Annotated in this window: 13 protein-coding genes and 1 pseudogene; 8 read left to right on the top strand and 6 right to left on the bottom strand. The window is 72.6% G+C overall.

Translation table 11 applies throughout. The features are described from left to right. Positions 1-40: 40 nt before the first annotated feature. Positions 41-2,302, top strand: a pseudogene (locus AB0E85_RS09770) (hypothetical protein); the annotation flags it as partial. On the opposite strand, the gene AB0E85_RS09775 reads toward AB0E85_RS09770, so the two are convergent. From AB0E85_RS09775 to AB0E85_RS09790, 4 genes are all read right to left on the bottom strand, one after another. After that, positions 2,299-3,318, bottom strand: coding sequence for a LacI family DNA-binding transcriptional regulator (locus AB0E85_RS09775; protein ID WP_361924414.1), 1,020 nt, complete (start codon positions 3,316-3,318; stop codon positions 2,299-2,301). The pseudogene AB0E85_RS09770 and the gene AB0E85_RS09775 overlap by 4 nt on opposite strands. A gap of 115 nt (positions 3,319-3,433) precedes the next feature. After that, on the bottom strand, positions 3,434-4,201 hold the full coding sequence (locus AB0E85_RS09780; RefSeq protein ID WP_361924416.1) for a carbonic anhydrase: 768 nt from the start codon (positions 4,199-4,201) through the stop codon (positions 3,434-3,436). Positions 4,202-4,372: 171 nt separating this feature from the next. Next, positions 4,373-5,641 (bottom strand): MFS transporter, encoded by a 1,269-nt coding sequence (locus AB0E85_RS09785; protein ID WP_361924418.1) that lies wholly within the window; start codon positions 5,639-5,641, stop codon positions 4,373-4,375. Between the two features lie 95 nt (positions 5,642-5,736). Beyond that, entirely contained in the window at positions 5,737-6,168 is a 432-nt protein-coding gene (locus AB0E85_RS09790; protein WP_361924420.1) for a helix-turn-helix domain-containing protein, read from the bottom strand. 77 nt (positions 6,169-6,245) lie between these two features. On the opposite strand from AB0E85_RS09790, the gene AB0E85_RS09795 reads away from it, so the two are divergent. The 3 genes from AB0E85_RS09795 to AB0E85_RS09805 are packed head-to-tail and all read left to right on the top strand — an operon-like array spanning position 6,246 to position 8,983. Beyond that, a complete protein-coding gene (locus AB0E85_RS09795; protein ID WP_361924422.1) occupies positions 6,246-7,097 on the top strand; it encodes a class I SAM-dependent methyltransferase in 852 nt (283 codons plus the stop codon). 51 nt (positions 7,098-7,148) lie between these two features. Beyond that, positions 7,149-7,859: a ThuA domain-containing protein gene (locus tag AB0E85_RS09800; protein ID WP_361924424.1), complete on the top strand. Its 711-nt coding sequence runs from the start codon at positions 7,149-7,151 to the stop codon at positions 7,857-7,859. Continuing rightward, positions 7,829-8,983, top strand: coding sequence for a Gfo/Idh/MocA family oxidoreductase (locus AB0E85_RS09805; protein WP_361924426.1), 1,155 nt, complete (start codon positions 7,829-7,831; stop codon positions 8,981-8,983). The genes AB0E85_RS09800 and AB0E85_RS09805 overlap by 31 nt, the downstream gene beginning before the upstream one ends. A gap of 20 nt (positions 8,984-9,003) precedes the next feature. On the opposite strand, the gene AB0E85_RS09810 is transcribed toward AB0E85_RS09805, so the two are convergent. After that, a complete protein-coding gene (locus AB0E85_RS09810) occupies positions 9,004-10,482 on the bottom strand; it encodes a glutamate-cysteine ligase family protein (protein WP_361924428.1) in 1,479 nt (492 codons plus the stop codon). Between the two features lie 140 nt (positions 10,483-10,622). Here AB0E85_RS09810 and AB0E85_RS09815 point away from each other — a divergent pair, with 140 nt between their 5' ends. From AB0E85_RS09815 to AB0E85_RS09825, 3 genes are all read left to right on the top strand, one after another. Then, positions 10,623-11,804, top strand: a complete 1,182-nt coding sequence (locus AB0E85_RS09815) for an MFS transporter (RefSeq protein ID WP_361924430.1) — start codon at positions 10,623-10,625, stop codon at positions 11,802-11,804. Positions 11,805-11,904: 100 nt separating this feature from the next. Beyond that, a complete protein-coding gene (locus AB0E85_RS09820; RefSeq protein ID WP_361924432.1) occupies positions 11,905-12,783 on the top strand; it encodes an SDR family oxidoreductase in 879 nt (292 codons plus the stop codon). 64 nt (positions 12,784-12,847) lie between these two features. Continuing rightward, positions 12,848-13,576: a maleylpyruvate isomerase family mycothiol-dependent enzyme gene (locus AB0E85_RS09825; RefSeq protein ID WP_361924434.1), complete on the top strand. Its 729-nt coding sequence runs from the start codon at positions 12,848-12,850 to the stop codon at positions 13,574-13,576. A gap of 18 nt (positions 13,577-13,594) precedes the next feature. Here the strand turns inward: AB0E85_RS09825 and AB0E85_RS09830 are convergent, their stop codons facing one another. Next, positions 13,595-13,990: a MarR family transcriptional regulator gene (locus AB0E85_RS09830; RefSeq protein WP_361924436.1), complete on the bottom strand. Its 396-nt coding sequence runs from the start codon at positions 13,988-13,990 to the stop codon at positions 13,595-13,597. Positions 13,991-14,076: 86 nt separating this feature from the next. On the opposite strand from AB0E85_RS09830, the gene AB0E85_RS09835 reads away from it, so the two are divergent. Further along, entirely contained in the window at positions 14,077-15,570 is a 1,494-nt protein-coding gene (locus AB0E85_RS09835; protein ID WP_361924438.1) for an MFS transporter, read from the top strand. Positions 15,571-15,610: the final 40 nt, after the last annotated feature.

The following is a 15,610-nucleotide window of genomic DNA, read 5'->3' on the forward strand; positions in this document are numbered from 1 at the left end:
GGCGGTCCGGTGACGACTCGGCGGTGGCGGCCCCCCGGCCGCCGCGGGGCGGTCCGGTGACGACTCGGCGGTGGCGGCCCTGCTCGCCCATCCCCGGCTGGAGCGGGTGAGCGACCCCGGGGCCGCCGCCGAGGCGGTGGCCGACGCGGCCGGGCCCGCGACGGGCGAGGTGCCGCTGCTCGTCCGGCGGAAGGGGAATCAGGCGGTGGCGCTGGTGACCGCCGCCTTCCCGGAGATCGGCGCACATCCGCTGCGCCCGCCCGGTTCCGCGCCCGAGCCCGTGCGCACCTCGTCCGTCACCGTCCGGGCGGGCGTCGCGGAGGCCGAGGTCTGGAACCCGGCGACCGGCTCCCGCAGCCCGGCGCGCGTCACGGTCTGCGCCGACGGTGCCCGCTCGGTCATCGAGGTGCCGCTGGACGGCGCCCCGGCGGCCCTGGTCGTGTGGCGTGAGGGCCGTCCGGGACCGGTGTCCGCCGCGGGTGGGACGGCGGTCCGGGTGCTCGACGTCTCGGCCGGCTGGCAGGGGCGGCTGGTGCCCACGATGGACAACACCTGGGGCGATCTCGCACTGCCCCCGGGAGCGTCCGTGGCGGAGCCGCAGATCTGGACCATGGAGTGGACCGAGGGGACGGTGTGGGAGCCGAGCCGGGTCACCTACGGCAACCGGGTCCGGCTGCTGCCCCCGGTGCCGCGCGAGCAGGCTCCCGAGCCGCTGGACGCGGCCTGCGTGGAGCGGATCCTGGCCGGTCGGGTGCCCCTCGTGCCGCCGGGCTCGGGCTGGGAGACCGCGGTGTACTCGTCGAGCCGCGGCATGCCCGACCAGGGCGGGCTGCTGGGCACCAAGGGCCTGGTGAACGAGGAGTTCGTACACGTCCCCGTGCCGGCCGGCGGCACGGTGGCCCGGGTCCGGGCGATCGTGGAGACCGGACACCGGGGGCCCGCCGAGTTGCACGTCGGTGCGGAGGCGGTCAAACGGGTGTGGTGGAACGGGGAGCCGCTGGGCCCGTACGGCGGCGGTTACCTGGCCTCCGCCCCGGTCACCGTGCACCGCGACCGCAATGTGCTCGAATACGAGCTGTCGGACGCCCAGGACCGTCCCTCGTCGATCTCGGCGGCCGCCGGCACTCCGCTCGGCAGCTTCTTCTGCCTGTCCGGACCGGGCGGTTTCGGGCCCCGGCCGCGGTTCATGCGCCCGCCGGACGGAGTCCGGCCCGACGGCCGCGTCACCTACCGCGCCGGCTTCCGGGTACCGGCCGGCGGTGCGCGGGCGGTGCTCGTCGTGGGTGCCGCCTCGGCGCTGACCGTGCTGCTCGACGGCCGGGTGGTGGCGCGGCAGGAGAAGGCGGAGTACTACGAGGCGGACTGGGGTGCCGTGCCGATGTTCTTCCGTCACGAGCCCGAACTCGGGCCGGGCGGGCACACGCTGGAGGTGGTGGCCGACAGCGCCGGTGTCCGGGACGCGGTGTTCGTCGATCTGGTGGCCTCGTCGGGGAACGGGGTGACGGCCCTGGTCAGCGGCGCCGGCTGGGAGGCGGAGACGGGCGCGTGGCGGGGCCGGACCGTCGAGGACGAGCGCAGGCGGGGCGAGTTGCAGCACTGCCACGCCGCCGTGCGGCCGCACCCGCTTCCGGACACCGCGTGGCTGGGCGGCCGTCCGGTGCTCGGCGGTGCCGTACGGCCGTCGCGGTCCACCGACGACCTCCGGGCGTCGCCGCAGCGCTTCCGCTTCACGGTGCCGCCGGGAACGGTGTCGCTGGAGCTGCCGTTGGCGCTGGAGGCGCGCGTGCGGGTCGGGGACGGAGGGGAGCGGGCCGTGACGGGCGGCCGGCTGACGCTCCATGAGCCGCTCCGGGCACCCACCCGGGTCGAGGTGGTCACCGAGCCCACGGCCGTCCTGCGGGGCGGCTCCGCCTGGCACGGGCCGGTCCGGGTGCGGACGGTGCCGGCGCCGCTGGAGCTGGGCGACTGGCGCGAGCGGGGGCTGGGCGGCTGGAGCGGGGGTGTGACGTACGCGCGCGCGATGGAGGTGCCGCCCGGGCCCGATCCGGTGCTCGATCTGGGGCGGGTCCGGGGCAGCGTGGAGGTGTCGGTCGACGGGGAGTTCGCCGGGGAGGCGTTCTGCGCGCCGTACCGCTTCCCGCTGCGCGGTGCCGCGGGGCGGACGGTCCGGCTGGAGGTGACGGTCCGGGGCACACTGGCGCCGTACCTCGCGGAGGCCACCCCGACCGCCTGGGCTTTCCCCTCGCAGCTGCCGTCGGGGCTGTGGGGGCCGGTGACGCTGCGGATTCCGTGCCGGGGTTAGTCGTCCGCGGGCGGCCGCGTGGAGTCGCGCAGGACGAGGCCCGGGGCGAAGACGCGGGTCTCGTGGAGGTGGTCCGCGCGGGCCTCGATCTCGTCGAGCAGCATCTCCACCGCTGCCCGGCCGAGGTCCTCCACCGGCTGCCGGACCGTCGTCAGGGTCGTCGCCCCGAAGGTCGCGACATCGAGGTCGCCGTAGCCGACGACCTGCACGTCCTCGGGGATGCGCACGCCGCGTTCGGTCAGCCCCCGGCAGAGGCCGGCGGCGAGGAAGTCGTTGGTGCAGAACACCCCGTCGGGCAGGTCCTCCAGCCCGCGGGCGATCTCCGTGCCGTAGGCGACGGTCATCCGCTCGGCGACGACCTGGCCGAGCCGGGCCTCGCGCCGACTGCGGACGGCCTGCCGGGCGCCCTGGTAGCGGTCGGCGCACTGGCGTATGCCGCGCTCGCCGTTGACGACGAGGATGTCGCGGGCCCCGCTGTCGAGGAGGTGCTGCACGGCGATGCGGCCGCCGGCGATGTCGTCGACGGAGGCCGAGCAGCCCTCCCGGTCGGGCATCGCACGGTCGGCCAGGACGAGCGGGATGCCCCGTTCGCGCAGCCGGGCCAGCCGGCCCGGGTCGGCGCCGAGCGGTACGACGACGACGCCGACGGCCCGCTGCTCGACGAGCATGCTGAAGTACCCCTGCTCCCGTTCGGGGGCGTCCCCGCTGTGGCACAGGACGAGCGCGTAGCCGTGGTCGTAGGCCGCGTCGGCGGCGCCCCGTGCGATGCGCGCGTAGAAGGAGTTGGTGATGTCGGGCAGGACCAGCCCGATCGCGGAGGAGTGACCGGTGCGCAGTCCGGCGGCACCCGGGTGGGGGACGTAGTCGAGCGCGGCGACGGCTACGCGGACGCGTTCGGCGGTCTGCGCGGTGACCCGCTCGGGCCGGTTGAGCACGTTCGACACCGTGGACACCGAGACCCCGGCGGCGGCTGCGACGTCCTGGATGCGGGCGGGGCGTGCCGGAACGGCGTCCACCCCCTCGCTGTTGCAGCCGCGCGACCAGGCACGACGATGGTCTTCATGGGCGCCGCAAGTATACCGTGACCGGGCGTGGAACGTTTTTCCCGCCCGGCCTCCACGGGGCCTCCGGTCAGGCGGAGGGGGCGCCGGTGAGGACCTCCACACGGCCGGTGTCGAGCGAGTAGTAGGCGCTGACGACGGCCAGGTCGCCCTTCTTCACGAGCGGTGCGAGGTCCTTGTTGGTCCGCAGGCCGGCGGCGGTCTGCTCGGTGTGGATCCGGACCATCGCGTCGACGGGGTCGGCGTGCTGCCTCTTGACCGTCTCCCGGTAGGCCGGCCGCAGGGCTTCGGCGATCGACTGGAGGTTGCCGGGCAGCGGCTTGCGGTCCCTCAGTGCTTCGTACGCCGCCTTGACCGCGCCGCACCGCTGGTGGCCGAGGACCACGACGAGCGGCGTGCCGGACGTCATCGGGCCGTACTCCACGGAACCGACGACGACCGGTCCGACCACCTGTCCCCCGGTGCGCATCACGAACAGGTCGCCGAGGCCCGTGTCGAAGACGAGCTCCGGCGGCACGCGGGAGTCGATGCAGGAGAGGATCACGCCGTACGGGTCCTGCTCCTCGGCGACGAACTCGCGCCGCTTCGGATCGCGGTCGGGGTGCTGGAGTTCGCCGTCCACCCAGCGCTTGTTGCCGTCCATCAGCCGTGAGAACGCGGACCAGGGCGAGTCGGGTCGCGCGGCCGCCGCGGGAGAGGGCGAGGGCGTGCCCGCCGCCGCGGCGGCCTTGCCCGTGCCGGCGGTGTCCTTCGACGAGCAGGCGGTGAGCAGCGCTGCGCCGGCAGCCAGCCCACCGGTGAGTATGGCCCTGCGTCGCGGTGGTGTGGAGGTACCCATGTGGCCGTCCCCTTTCGATGGCCGCTCTCCGTGGCGGGAAGCGGTGATTCCACTCTTGCGGGGGGCGGGTTAGCACCCGTACAACGCTCGTGCAGCGCAGGAGAAGGAATGATCCAAAACGCGGGACGCGGTCGTGTCCGGGCACGCGGTGCTCGGGTGCGCCCCTTCCGTTCAGGACTGCGCCGTGCCGGTCGCCGCAGCGCTCGGCGCCGTCACCGAGCCGCTTCCGAAGCGGATCCCCTTGGCCTCCTTGCCGAGTGCGCTCAGCAGGATCACCACGGCCAGGGTGGGCACGATGGTCCACGCCATCGCCGACGGGTAGCCGTGGCGCTCGGCGAGGGCCTCCTGGATCGGCAGGTTGAGCGCGGCGATCAGATTGCCGAGCTGGTAGGTGACGCCCGGGTAGAAGCCGCGGACGGCGTCCGGGCTCATCTCGGTCAGATGCGCCGGGATGACGCCCCACGCGCCCTGCACGCACACCTGCATGAGGAAGGACGACAGCATCAGCCAGCCCACGGTGGTGGACAGTACGAAGAACGGCACCACGACGAGGCCGGCGGCCGCAGCGATCATGATGGTCCGGCGGCGGCCCAGCCGCTCGGAGTAGGCGCCGAGCACCACCCCGCCGATCATGGCACCGATGTTGTACACCACCGCGATCGCGATCGACGTGTTCGCCGACAGGTCGAGGCCCTTCTTCACGAAGGTCGGGTAGATGTCCTGGGTGCCGTGCGACATCCAGTTGAAGGCGGTCATCAGCGCGACCAGGTAGACGAAGCGCCGCAGCACCGCGGGGTTTCTGAACACCTGGTGCGCCGGGGTGCGGTTGAGCGCGACGCTCTTCTCCCACACCTCGCTCTCCTCCACCCGGCTGCGCACCCACAGCGCGACCAGGGCGGGCAGCAGGCTGAACGCGAACAGGCCGCGCCAGCCGAAGACGGGCTCGATGACGAAGAACGCCACGGCGGCCAGGAGATACCCCAGCGAGTAGCCGCTCTGGAGCAGGCCCGACCAGAACCCACGCCGTTCGGTGGGGATCTTCTCCATGGCCAGGGCCGCGCCCAGACCCCATTCGCCGCCCATGCCGATGCCGTAGAGCAGGCGCAGCACCAGCAGGACGGTGTAGTTGGGCGCGAAGGCGCAGGCGAAGCCGACGATCGAGTAGAAGACGACGTCGACCATGAGCGGGACGCGGCGGCCCCGGCGGTCCGCCCACATGCCGAACAGCAGCGCGCCGACCGGCCGCATCACCAGCGTCGCGGTGGTGAGGAAGGCCATGTCGGTGAGGGAGACATGGAAGTCGTCGGCTATCTCGCTATAGACGAGCACGACCAGGAAGTAGTCGAACGCGTCCATGGCCCAGCCGAGATAGGCGGCCACGAAGGCGTTGCGCTGGTCCTTGGTCAGACCCGCTGCCTGCCCTCTCACGGTTTTCAGCACGGTGGCCTCCCGAAGTCCGCAGCCGAGGCTAGGGACGCGGCGACGGGAATCGGGCAAAGCACGAGCCAGTTTTGGACCAAGAGCGCGCGGGCCCGTCAACGACGGCCGGGCACCCGCCGTTCCAGCGCGGCGACACCGCCGGACGCCGCCGCGTCGATCAGGCGGCGGAAGGTGCCGCACTCCAGGTGGCTGGGTGCGGGACAGGCGGCGGCATGCCGCAAGGAGTCCCGCAGGACGCCCAGCTCGCGGATCCTGCGGTCCAGTTCGTCCGCCTTGGCGGACAGCATCCGCCGGTCGATCCGCGGCTGCCCGTCCGGGGCGAACATCTGCGCGATCTCGTCGAGCGAGAACCCGGCCGTCCGCCCCAGCGCGATCAGCGCGAGCCGCTCCAGCACCCCGGGGTCGTACTGACGCCGCAGCCCGCGCCTGCCGATGGATGCGATGAGCCCCTTCTCCTCGTAGAAGCGCAGGGTCGAGGCGGGCACACCGGCGCGGTGCGCCACTTCGGCGATGTCCAGGTCTGTCATTGTCTTGACCTCAAGTCGACTTGAAGTAGAACGCTGTCATCCCGTCCCGACGAAGGCAAGCAGAGGGAGAGACGAAGATGGATGCCTCACGCAGGTCCGACGACGAGCAGGCCACCCGCTGGAACGGGCCCGCCGGCAACGCATGGGTGGATCTCCAGGAGGTGCTGGACGAGATGTTCAGGCCGTTCGAGGAGCTGCTCGTCGACGCGGTCGCCGCCGAACACGCGGGCAGTGTGCTCGACGTCGGCTGCGGCACGGGCGGCATCACCCGGGCCGTCGCCCGCAGGGCAGGTCACTGCGTCGGGGTCGACATCTCGGGGCCGATGATCGAGGCGGCCCGGGCGCACGCCGAGCGGGAGGGCGTACCGGCGTCCTTCATCCAGGCCGACGCGCAGGAGTACGCGTTCGAGCCAGGTGCCTTCGACGCCGTCGTCTCGCGCTTCGGCGTCATGTTCTTCAACGACCCGGTGCGGGCGTTCACCAATCTGCGGAGCACGGTGAGGGACGGGGCCGGGCTGCGGTGCGTGGTGTGGCGGGGGCCCGAGGAGAACCCGTTCATGACCACGGCCGAGCGCGCCGCGGCCCCGTTCCTGCCGGACCTGCCCGCCCGCCGGCCGGACCAGCCGGGCCAGTTCGCGTTCGCCGACCCGGAGCGTGTCCACCGCATCCTGGCGGAGAGCGGCTGGGCCGGGATCGACATCCAGCCGGTCGACGTGCTCTGCGCCCTGCCCGAGAAGGACCTCGTCACCTACTTCACGCGGCTCGGTCCGCTCGGCATGCTCCTGCCCGGGGCCGATCAAGACACCCGGGCGCGGATCGTCGAGGCGGTCCGGCCCGCCTTCGATCCCTTCGTGCAGGGGACGGAGGTCCGCTACACCGCGGCCTGCTGGACGGTCTCGGCCCGGGCCGCCGCCGCGAAACTTTCGTGAGGTCCGGCCCTCTTTTCGGAGCGCCGGCGACCGGCGCATAGTGAGATCACGATGACGCAGAAGAGAGCCTTGGTGGTGCGGGGCGGCTGGGAAGGGCACCAGCCGGTCGAGGCCACGGAACTGTTCCTGCCCTTCCTCCGGAGCAACGGGTACGCCGTGCGGGTCGAGGAATCGACCGAGGTCTACGCCGATGCCGCCGAACTGGCCGCCACGGACCTGGTCGTGCAGTGCGTGACGATGTCGGAGATCACCCGCGAGCAGCTGGCGGGACTGACCTCCGCGGTCGCGGCCGGGACCGGCTTCACCGGCTGGCACGGCGGCATCGCCGACTCGTTCCGCGCCTCCTCGGACTATCTGCACCTGGTGGGCGGCCAGTTCGCCACGCACCCCGGCAAGGAGCCGTGCGAGCGCCGGGGTGCGGCGGACGACAACTTCCTGCCGCACACCATCACGCTCACGGAAGCCGGCCGCGCGCACCCGATCACGGCGGGCATCGAGGACTTCACGCTCGACACCGAGCAGTACTGGGTGCTCCACGACGACCTCGTGGACGTCCTGGCCACCACCACGCATCCCACCCGGCCGTGGCAGCCCTGGCACCGGCCGGTCACGTCACCGGCGGTCTGGACCCGCCGGTGGGGTGCCGGGCGGATCGTGGTGACGACGCCGGGGCACAGCGTCGACGTGCTGGAGCACCCCCACGTCCGCACCATCATCGAAAGGGGCATGGTGTGGGCGACGCGCACCGCGTCGGGGTCGTAGGACTCGGCGTCATCTCCCGCGCGTACCTGGACACGCTCGCCGGCCGCCCCGGGGTTCGCGTCACCGCGGTCGCCGACCTCGACGACTCCCGGTCGGCCGCGACCGCCGCCGAACTGCCGGGCGCCCGGGCGCTGTCGGTGGAGGAGCTGCTGAGCAGCCCGGACGTGGACACGGTGCTGAACCTGACCACCCCGGCGGCCCACGCAGGGATAGCCCTCGGGGCGATCCGTCACGGCAAGAGCGTCTACGGGGAGAAGCCGCTGGCGGCTGACCTGGAGGACGCCCGGTCCGTCCTGGAAGCCGCCGCCCGGGCGGGTACCGGGGTGGGTTGTGCCCCGGACACCGTGCTGGGCACGGGCATCCAGACCGCACGGGCGGCCGTGGAGGCGGGGAGGATCGGACGCCCCCAGTTCGCCTCGGCCGTTATGGTCACGCCGGGGCATGAACGCTGGCACCCCCACCCCGACTTCTACTACACGGCCGGTGGTGGCCCGCTGCTGGACATGGGGCCTTACTACCTGTCGTCCCTGGTCCATCTGCTGGGGCCGGTGCGTGCGGTGACCGGGGCGGCCGGGCGGCTGCGTGCCGAGCGCGTGATCGGTTCCGGGCCGCGCGCGGGCGAGCGCATACCGGTCGAGGTGGACAGCCATGTCTCCGGAGTGCTGGAGCACGTGAACGGGACGCTGACAACGCTCACGACGAGCTTCGACGGCGTGGCCACCACGGCCGCTCCGATCGAGGTGCACGGCGACAGCGGCACCCTGGCGGTGCCCGACCCGAACCGCTTCGACGGCGAGGTGCGCCTCCACGCGCTCGGCGACACGGGGTGGCGGGCCCTCCCGGTGTCCGCGGGCTACGCGGACGGCTCCCGCGGCCTCGGACTGCTGGACTTCCTCACCGCCGACGCGTCGCGGCCGCCGCGCGCCGGTGGCGAACTCGCCCTGCATGTGCTGGAGACGATGACCGCGCTGCTGCGTTCGGCGGCCGAGGGACGCCGGATCGAGCTGACGACATCGGCACGGGTACCCGCACCCGTGCCCCTGACGGCCGCCGCCCAGTGGCACGGCCGGCCCTGGTTCGGATCAGGCCGCGGGAACCCGGCAGCGCCGGTCGAGGCGCCGTGATCCGGATGGCGGGCCCCCGGTCAGTCCACTGGCCAGGTGTGCGCGGGCGCGTTCATGTGCATGTAGTCCATGTACGTCCTGGTCATCTGCCGCAGTGCCTCATGCCGGTCGGAGATGCCGGCCTTCTCCAGGTGGTGCACCATCTCCGCCTGCCACTGGGCGCCGTTGCGGCCGGTGACGCAGCGCTGCTCGATGATGCCGAGCAGGGGCTCGCGCCACGCGGCGTCCATGCCGGTCAGCTCCAGACCCCGGTGGGCCAGGGGCAGCAGCCGCCGCAACACCAGTTCCGTGACCGGCACTTCGCCCACGCCGGGCCAGTACAGGCGGGCGTCGATGCCGTCGCGGGCCGCGGTGTGCAGGTTCTCCTCGGCGACCGAGAAGGACATCCGCGTCCACACCGGGCGGTCCTCGTCGACCAGGGCGCGGGTCAGTCCGTAGTAGAAGGCGCCGTTGGCGATGATGTCGGCCACGGTGGGACCGGCGGGCAGCACGCGGTTCTCGATGCGCAGATGCGGGCCGCTGTCGGTGACGGCGTAGATGGGACGGTTCCAGCGGTAGATCGTGCCGTTGTGGAGGGTCAGTTCGCCCAGCTGGGGGACGCCGCCGCTGTCCAGCTCCTTCTGCGGGTCCTCGTCCTCGCACAGCGGCAGCAGGGCCGGGAAGTAGCGCACGTTCTCCTCGAAGAGGTCGAAGACGCTGGTGATCCAGCGCTCGCCGAACCACACCCGGGGCCGTACGCCCTGGGCCTTGATCTCTTCGGGGCGGGTGTCGGTGGCCTGCTCGAACAGGGGGATGCGGGTCTCACGCCACAGCTCCTTGCCGAACAGGAACGGCGAGTTCGCCGCGAGGGCGATCTGCACGCCCGCGATGGCCTGGGCCGCGTTCCAGTAGTGCGGGAACTCCTTCGGGTCGACCTGGAGATGGAACTGGGTGCTGGTGCAGGCCGCCTCGGGAGTGATGGTGTCGGCGTACGTCGCCAGGCGCTCCACGCCGTCGACCCTGATCCGCAGGTCCTCGCCCCGGGCCGCGAAGATCTGCTCGTTGAGGAGCCGGTACCGGGGGTCGCCGGAGAGCGCGGACTCGCTGACGTCCGACTCGCCGAGGGTCGGCAGGATCCCGACCATGATCAGGTGCGCGCCCACCGCCGCCGCGCGGTCCTCGGCGTGGTTGAGGGCGTCACGGATCGCCTGCTCCCAGGAACCGGGCCCGCCGGCCGTCAGCTGCCGGGGCGGGATGTTGATCTCCAGGTTGAAGCGGCCCAGCTCGCTCGACCAGGCGGGATCGGCGATCGCCTGGAGCACGTCGGTGTTGCGCATCGCGGGCAGACCGGCGTCGTCGACCAGGTTGAGCTCGATCTCCAGCCCCACCTGGGGGCGCTCGCTCTCGAACCCCGACTCGTGGAGCATCCGGGCGAGCACTTCGAGATCGGTGTGCATCTTCTCCCGGTAGCGACGACGGTCCTCCCGGGTGAACACCAGGGCCGGCACGTCACGTCCCATGTGCCCTCCTGCGCTCCTGCGGCGGACGGGTCCGCACCTCAGCGGATGGTCTCGTCCCAGAGTCGCACCTTGTCCTCGACACCGCACCCACCTAGCCTGAGTTTGTGCCGCAAATAAACAAATCCCGAACGCACAATGACGTGCCGGGACACAGCAGCTCCCTCACCCGGCTCCGGATCGCCCTCACCGTCTTCTTCGCCCTCGACGGCTTCGTCTTCGCCGGCTGGGTCGTGCGCATTCCCGCCATCAAGGCGCAGACCGGCGCCTCCGCCAGTGCCCTCGGCCTCGCCCTCCTGGGCGTCTCCGCCGGGGCCGTCGTGACCATGACCCTCACGGGGCGGCTGTGCCGCCGCTTCGGCAACCACCGGGTCACCGTCGTCTGCGCCGTCCTGCTCTCCCTGAGCGTCGCCCTGCCCCCACTGACCCACTCGGCGCTCGCGCTGGGCCTGGTCCTGCTGCTCTTCGGGGCGGCGTACGGCGGGATCAACGTCGCCTTCAACAGCGCGGCCGTCGAGCTCGTGGCCGCGCTGCGGCGGCCGGTCATGCCGAGCTTCCACGCGGCGTTCAGCCTGGGCGGCATGGTCGGAGCGGGGCTGGGCGGGCTGGTCGCGGGGGCCCTCTCCCCCACGCGGCACCTGCTGCTGCTCACCCTCGTCGGCCTGCTCGTGACCGCCGCGGCGGGCCCCACGCTCTTGCGCCACGAGCCGCCGGCGCCGCCGGATCGGGAGCTGCCCGCCGAGGGCGCCCCGCGCCGCCTGGACGGCCGCACCCGGGGGCTGGTGATCGTCTTCGGCGTGATCGCGGGGTGCACCGCGTACGGCGAGGGGGCGCTGGCCGACTGGGGTGCCCTGCACCTCGAACAGGACCTGCACGCCTCGGCGGGGGCCGCGGCCGCGGGCTACTCCTGCTTCGCGCTCGCCATGACGGTGGGACGGCTGACCGGCACGACGCTGCTGGAACGCCTCGGGCGGACCCGTACCGTCGTCGCCGGCGGCGCCACCGCCGCGGCCGGAATGCTGCTCGGCTCCCTCGCCCCCACCCTCTGGGCGGCCCTCCTCGGCTACGCGGTCACGGGCATCGGCCTCGCGAACCTGTTCCCCGTGGCGGTGGAACGCGCGGGTGCCCTGGCAGGCCCGGGCGGCGTCGCCACGGCCTCGACCCTGGGCTACGGGGGCATGCTCCTCGGCCCGCCCGCGATCGGTTTCATGGCCGACTGGTTCACGCTGCCCGCCGCACTGACCAGCGTGGCGGTGCTGGCGGCGGTGGCGGCGGCCGTGGGCGCCCTGGTGGGGGCGGCCGCCCGGCGCGCGGCCGGGGGCTGAAGGGGAGACGCTGCCAGAGGCTATGCCGGTGATCCTGGGTACCCGTGGCCACGCCCGTTGTGATCACCGGGCCGTACGACGTGCACAAGGAGGCAGACCCGTGACCGAACAGCAGCACCCCGGCGAGCAGCACCCGACCCCGGAGTTTCCCTCCCAGGACCAGCCGCACCCGGGCTGGACGGGCCCGATGGACCCGCCCCCGGACCACGGCGAGGACTCCTACCGAGGCAGTGGCCGGCTGGCCGGCCGCAAGGCCGTGATCACCGGCGGGGACTCGGGGATCGGCCGCGCGGTCGCCCTCGCGTTCGCCCGTGAGGGCGCCGACGTGCTCTTCACCCATCTGGATGACGAGAAGGACGACGCCGCCGAGACCGCCCGGCTCGTCGAGGAGGCCGGCCGCCGTGCGGTGCCCGTCCCGTGCGACGTCCGGGAGGAGGAGAACTGCCGGGCACTGATCGAGCGTGCCGTGGACGAGTTCGGCCGGATCGACGTCCTCGTGAACAACGCGGCGTACCAGATGTCCCAGCCCGACGGCATCGAGGCGATCACCACCGAGCAGTTCGACCGGGTGCTGCGCACGAACCTGTACGGGATGTTCTGGCTGTGCAAGCTGGCCCTGCCGCACATCCCCGAGGGCGGCAGCATCATCAACTCCACGTCGGTGCAGGCGTACAAGCCCAGTCCCCATCTGCTGGACTACGCGACGACGAAGGGCGCGATCGTCACCTTCACGCAGGGGCTGGCGCAGATGCTGATCGAGAAGGGCATCCGCGTCAACGCGGTGGCGCCGGGCCCGGTGTGGACGCCGCTGATCCCCGCGACCCTGCCGGACACCCAGACGTTCGGCAAGCAGGCCCCCATCGGACGGCCCGCCCAGCCCGCGGAAATGGCTCCGGCGTACGTCTTCCTCGCCTCGCAGGAGGCGTCGTACATCACCGCCGAGATCGTCAACGCGACGGGCGGGACACCGCTGCCGTAGCCCCCGGGGCGGCCGTCGGGAATCCCCGGGCTTCGAGAGCGCTCCATGCGGAAGACTCGGCGTCATGGAGACCGCCGAGTTCCTTCAAGCACTGGAGACGGAAGGCCGGCTGCTGGCCGCGGCCGCCGAGGAGGCCGGGACCGACGCCAAGGTGCCGACGTGCCCGGGGTGGCAGGTGCGCGACCTGTTGCGGCACACGGGCGCCGTGCACCGCTGGGCCGCCGCGTTCGTCGCGGAGCAGCTCACCGAGCGCCGTCCACTGGTCGAACCCACCGGCCTGGACGGCGCGGAGCTGGTGGCCTGGTACCGGGACAGCCACCGGCACCTCGTCGGCACCCTGGCCGGTGCCTCGCCCGAGGTGGAGTGCTTCACCTTCCTGCCCGCGCCGACGCCGCTGGCATTCTGGGCCCGTCGGCAGGCGCACGAGACGGCCGTGCACCGGGTCGACGCCGAGTCCGCGCGCGGCGGCGGCCCGACCGGTCTCACCCCCGAGTTCGCCACCGACGGCATCGACGAACTGCTGCGCGGCTTCCACGCCCGCTCCAAGAGCCGGGTACGCACCCCCGAGCCGCGCGTGCTGCGCGTCCGCACGGAGGACACCGGCGCGGTGTGGACCGTACGGCTGTCACCGGAGCCGCCCGTGACGACCCGGGACGCCTCCGGCGACGCCGAGTGCGAACTGTCCGGCCCTGCCGCGGAGTTGTACCTGGCACTGTGGAACCGGGCTCCGCTGCCGGACGCCACGGGCGACCGGGCGCTCGCCGTGCTGTGGCGGGAGGCGTCGGCGATCTGAGCAACCGCCGACGGGCGGTCACCCGTCGGTGAGCATCCGCGCCAGCACCGCGCGCTGCACGGGAAGCACCTCGCCGTGCAGCGCGCGCCCCTTCGCCGTGAGGCAGACCTTCACACCGCGCCGGTCCTCGGGGCACATGCCGCGCTCGACGAGCCCCTCCTTCTCCAGCCGGGCGATCAGCCGCGACAGCGCGCTCTGGCTCAGATGGACCCGCTCGGAGATCTCCTGGACGCGGTAGGACGGCGTGCCCTTCGGGGTGCGGCACCCGGCGAGGACGTCGAGCACCTCGAAGTCGCTGGCGCACAAACCGTGGCCGTGCAGCGCACGGTCGAGTTCGCACTGTGTCCGCGCATGCAGCGCAAGAATGTCCCGCCACTGATCCACGAGCGCCTGCTCGGCCTGCTGAGCCGCCATGCGCCGCACCGTAGCAGAGAACCAAGATTGTTGCACCTGAATTAAATGCGTTTGCATCTCATGCATGCGCATGTAGTGTTCCGGGCATGACCTCTCCGCTCATCTCCCCCACGTCCGAGGGGCGTTGGACGCCACGGCTCTGGGGCACCCTGCTCGTGCTCTGCGCCGCGATGTTCCTGGACGCCCTGGACGTGTCCATGGTCGGCGTCGCCCTGCCGTCCATCGGTGCCGACCTCGGCCTGTCGACCTCGGCGCTGCAATGGATCGTCAGCGGCTACATCCTGGGCTACGGCGGTCTGCTGCTCCTCGGCGGCCGCGCCGCCGACCTGCTGGGCCGGCGCCAGGTCTTCCTGGTGGCCCTCGGCGTGTTCGCGCTCGCCTCGCTGCTCGGCGGTCTCGTGGACTCCGGGCCGCTGCTCATCGCCAGCCGCTTCATCAAGGGCCTGAGCGCGGCCTTCACGGCCCCGGCCGGCCTGTCGATCATCACCACGACGTTTCCCGAAGGCCCGCTGCGCAACCGCGCCCTGGCCATCTACACCACCTGCGGCGCCACCGGTTACTCGATGGGGCTGGTCTTCTCCGGCCTGCTCACGGAGGCAAGCTGGCGGCTCACCATGCTCCTGCCCGCCCCCGTCGCGCTGATCGCCCTGTTCGTGGGCATGAAGCTGCTGCCGCGCACCGAGCGCGAGCGCGGCAAGGGCGGCTACGACGTCCCCGGGGCGGTCCTGGGCACCGCCTCGATGCTGCTGCTCGTCTTCACCGTCGTCGAGGCGCCCGAGGTGGGCTGGGGCTCGGCCCGCACCGTCCTGTCCTTCGCCGCGGTGGCCGTTCTCCTGGCGGCGTTCGTGGCCGTCGAGCGGCGCAGCCCCAGCCCGCTGATCCGGCTCGGCGTGCTGCGTTCAGGGCCGCAAGTGCGGGCCCAGCTGGGCGCGTTGACGTTCGTCGGCAGCTACATCGGCTTCCAGTTCTTGGTGACCCTGTACATGCAGCAACTGCTGGGCTGGTCCGCGCTGCACACGGCGCTGGCCTTCCTGCCGGCCGGCGCCCTGGTGGCGCTGTCCGCGACGAAGGTCGGAGCCGTCATCGACCGCTTCGGCACGGCCCGGCTGATGGTGCTGGGCTTCGCGCTGATGGTCACCGGGTACGTGCTGTTCCTGCGCATCGACCTCGACCCGGTCTACGCGGCGGTGATCCTGCCGACGATGCTGCTGGTCGGCTCCGGCTTCGCGCTGACCTTCCCGTCCCTCAACGTCCAGGCCACCAACGGCGTGGACGAGCACGAGCAGGGCATGGTCTCCGGGCTGCTCAACACCTCGGTCCAGGTCGGTGGCGCGATCTTCCTCGCCGTGGTGACGGCGGTGGTCACCGCGAACTCCCCCGAGGGCGGCAACCCCTCTCCGCAGGCCGTCCTGGACAGCTACCGGCCCGGCCTGGTGGTCGTGACGCTCGTCGCCCTCGCGGGACTGCTGATCACCCTCACGGGCCTGCGACCCCGCCGGGACCGGCAGTCCTCCGGACCGTCCGTCGTGGTCGCCAAGTCCACCCCGAAGGAGGCGGAGCGCGTCGCCGTCCGCGACTAGCGCTACCGGGGTACGCCTCCGACCGTGCGCCCGGCGGGCT

The sequence above is a fragment of the Streptomyces sp. NPDC029044 genome (assembly GCF_040637495.1).
Taxonomy (GTDB): Bacteria; Actinomycetota; Actinomycetes; order Streptomycetales; family Streptomycetaceae; genus Streptomyces.

What these genes read in the sequence shown, in the direction of transcription:
- AB0E85_RS09810 (WP_361924428.1), bottom strand. Translation starts at nt 10,482, where the DNA reads ATGGGACGTGACGTGCCGGCCCTGGTGTTCACCCGGGAGGACCGTCGT.
- AB0E85_RS09825 (WP_361924434.1), top strand. Translation starts at nt 12,848, where the DNA reads ATGGAGACCGCCGAGTTCCTTCAAGCACTGGAGACGGAAGGCCGGCTG.
- AB0E85_RS09790 (WP_361924420.1), bottom strand. Translation starts at nt 6,168, where the DNA reads ATGACAGACCTGGACATCGCCGAAGTGGCGCACCGCGCCGGTGTGCCC.
- AB0E85_RS09835 (WP_361924438.1), top strand. Translation starts at nt 14,077, where the DNA reads ATGACCTCTCCGCTCATCTCCCCCACGTCCGAGGGGCGTTGGACGCCA.
- AB0E85_RS09800 (WP_361924424.1), top strand. Translation starts at nt 7,149, where the DNA reads ATGACGCAGAAGAGAGCCTTGGTGGTGCGGGGCGGCTGGGAAGGGCAC.
- AB0E85_RS09830 (WP_361924436.1), bottom strand. Translation starts at nt 13,990, where the DNA reads ATGGCGGCTCAGCAGGCCGAGCAGGCGCTCGTGGATCAGTGGCGGGAC.
- AB0E85_RS09795 (WP_361924422.1), top strand. Translation starts at nt 6,246, where the DNA reads ATGGATGCCTCACGCAGGTCCGACGACGAGCAGGCCACCCGCTGGAAC.
- AB0E85_RS09780 (WP_361924416.1), bottom strand. Translation starts at nt 4,201, where the DNA reads ATGGGTACCTCCACACCACCGCGACGCAGGGCCATACTCACCGGTGGG.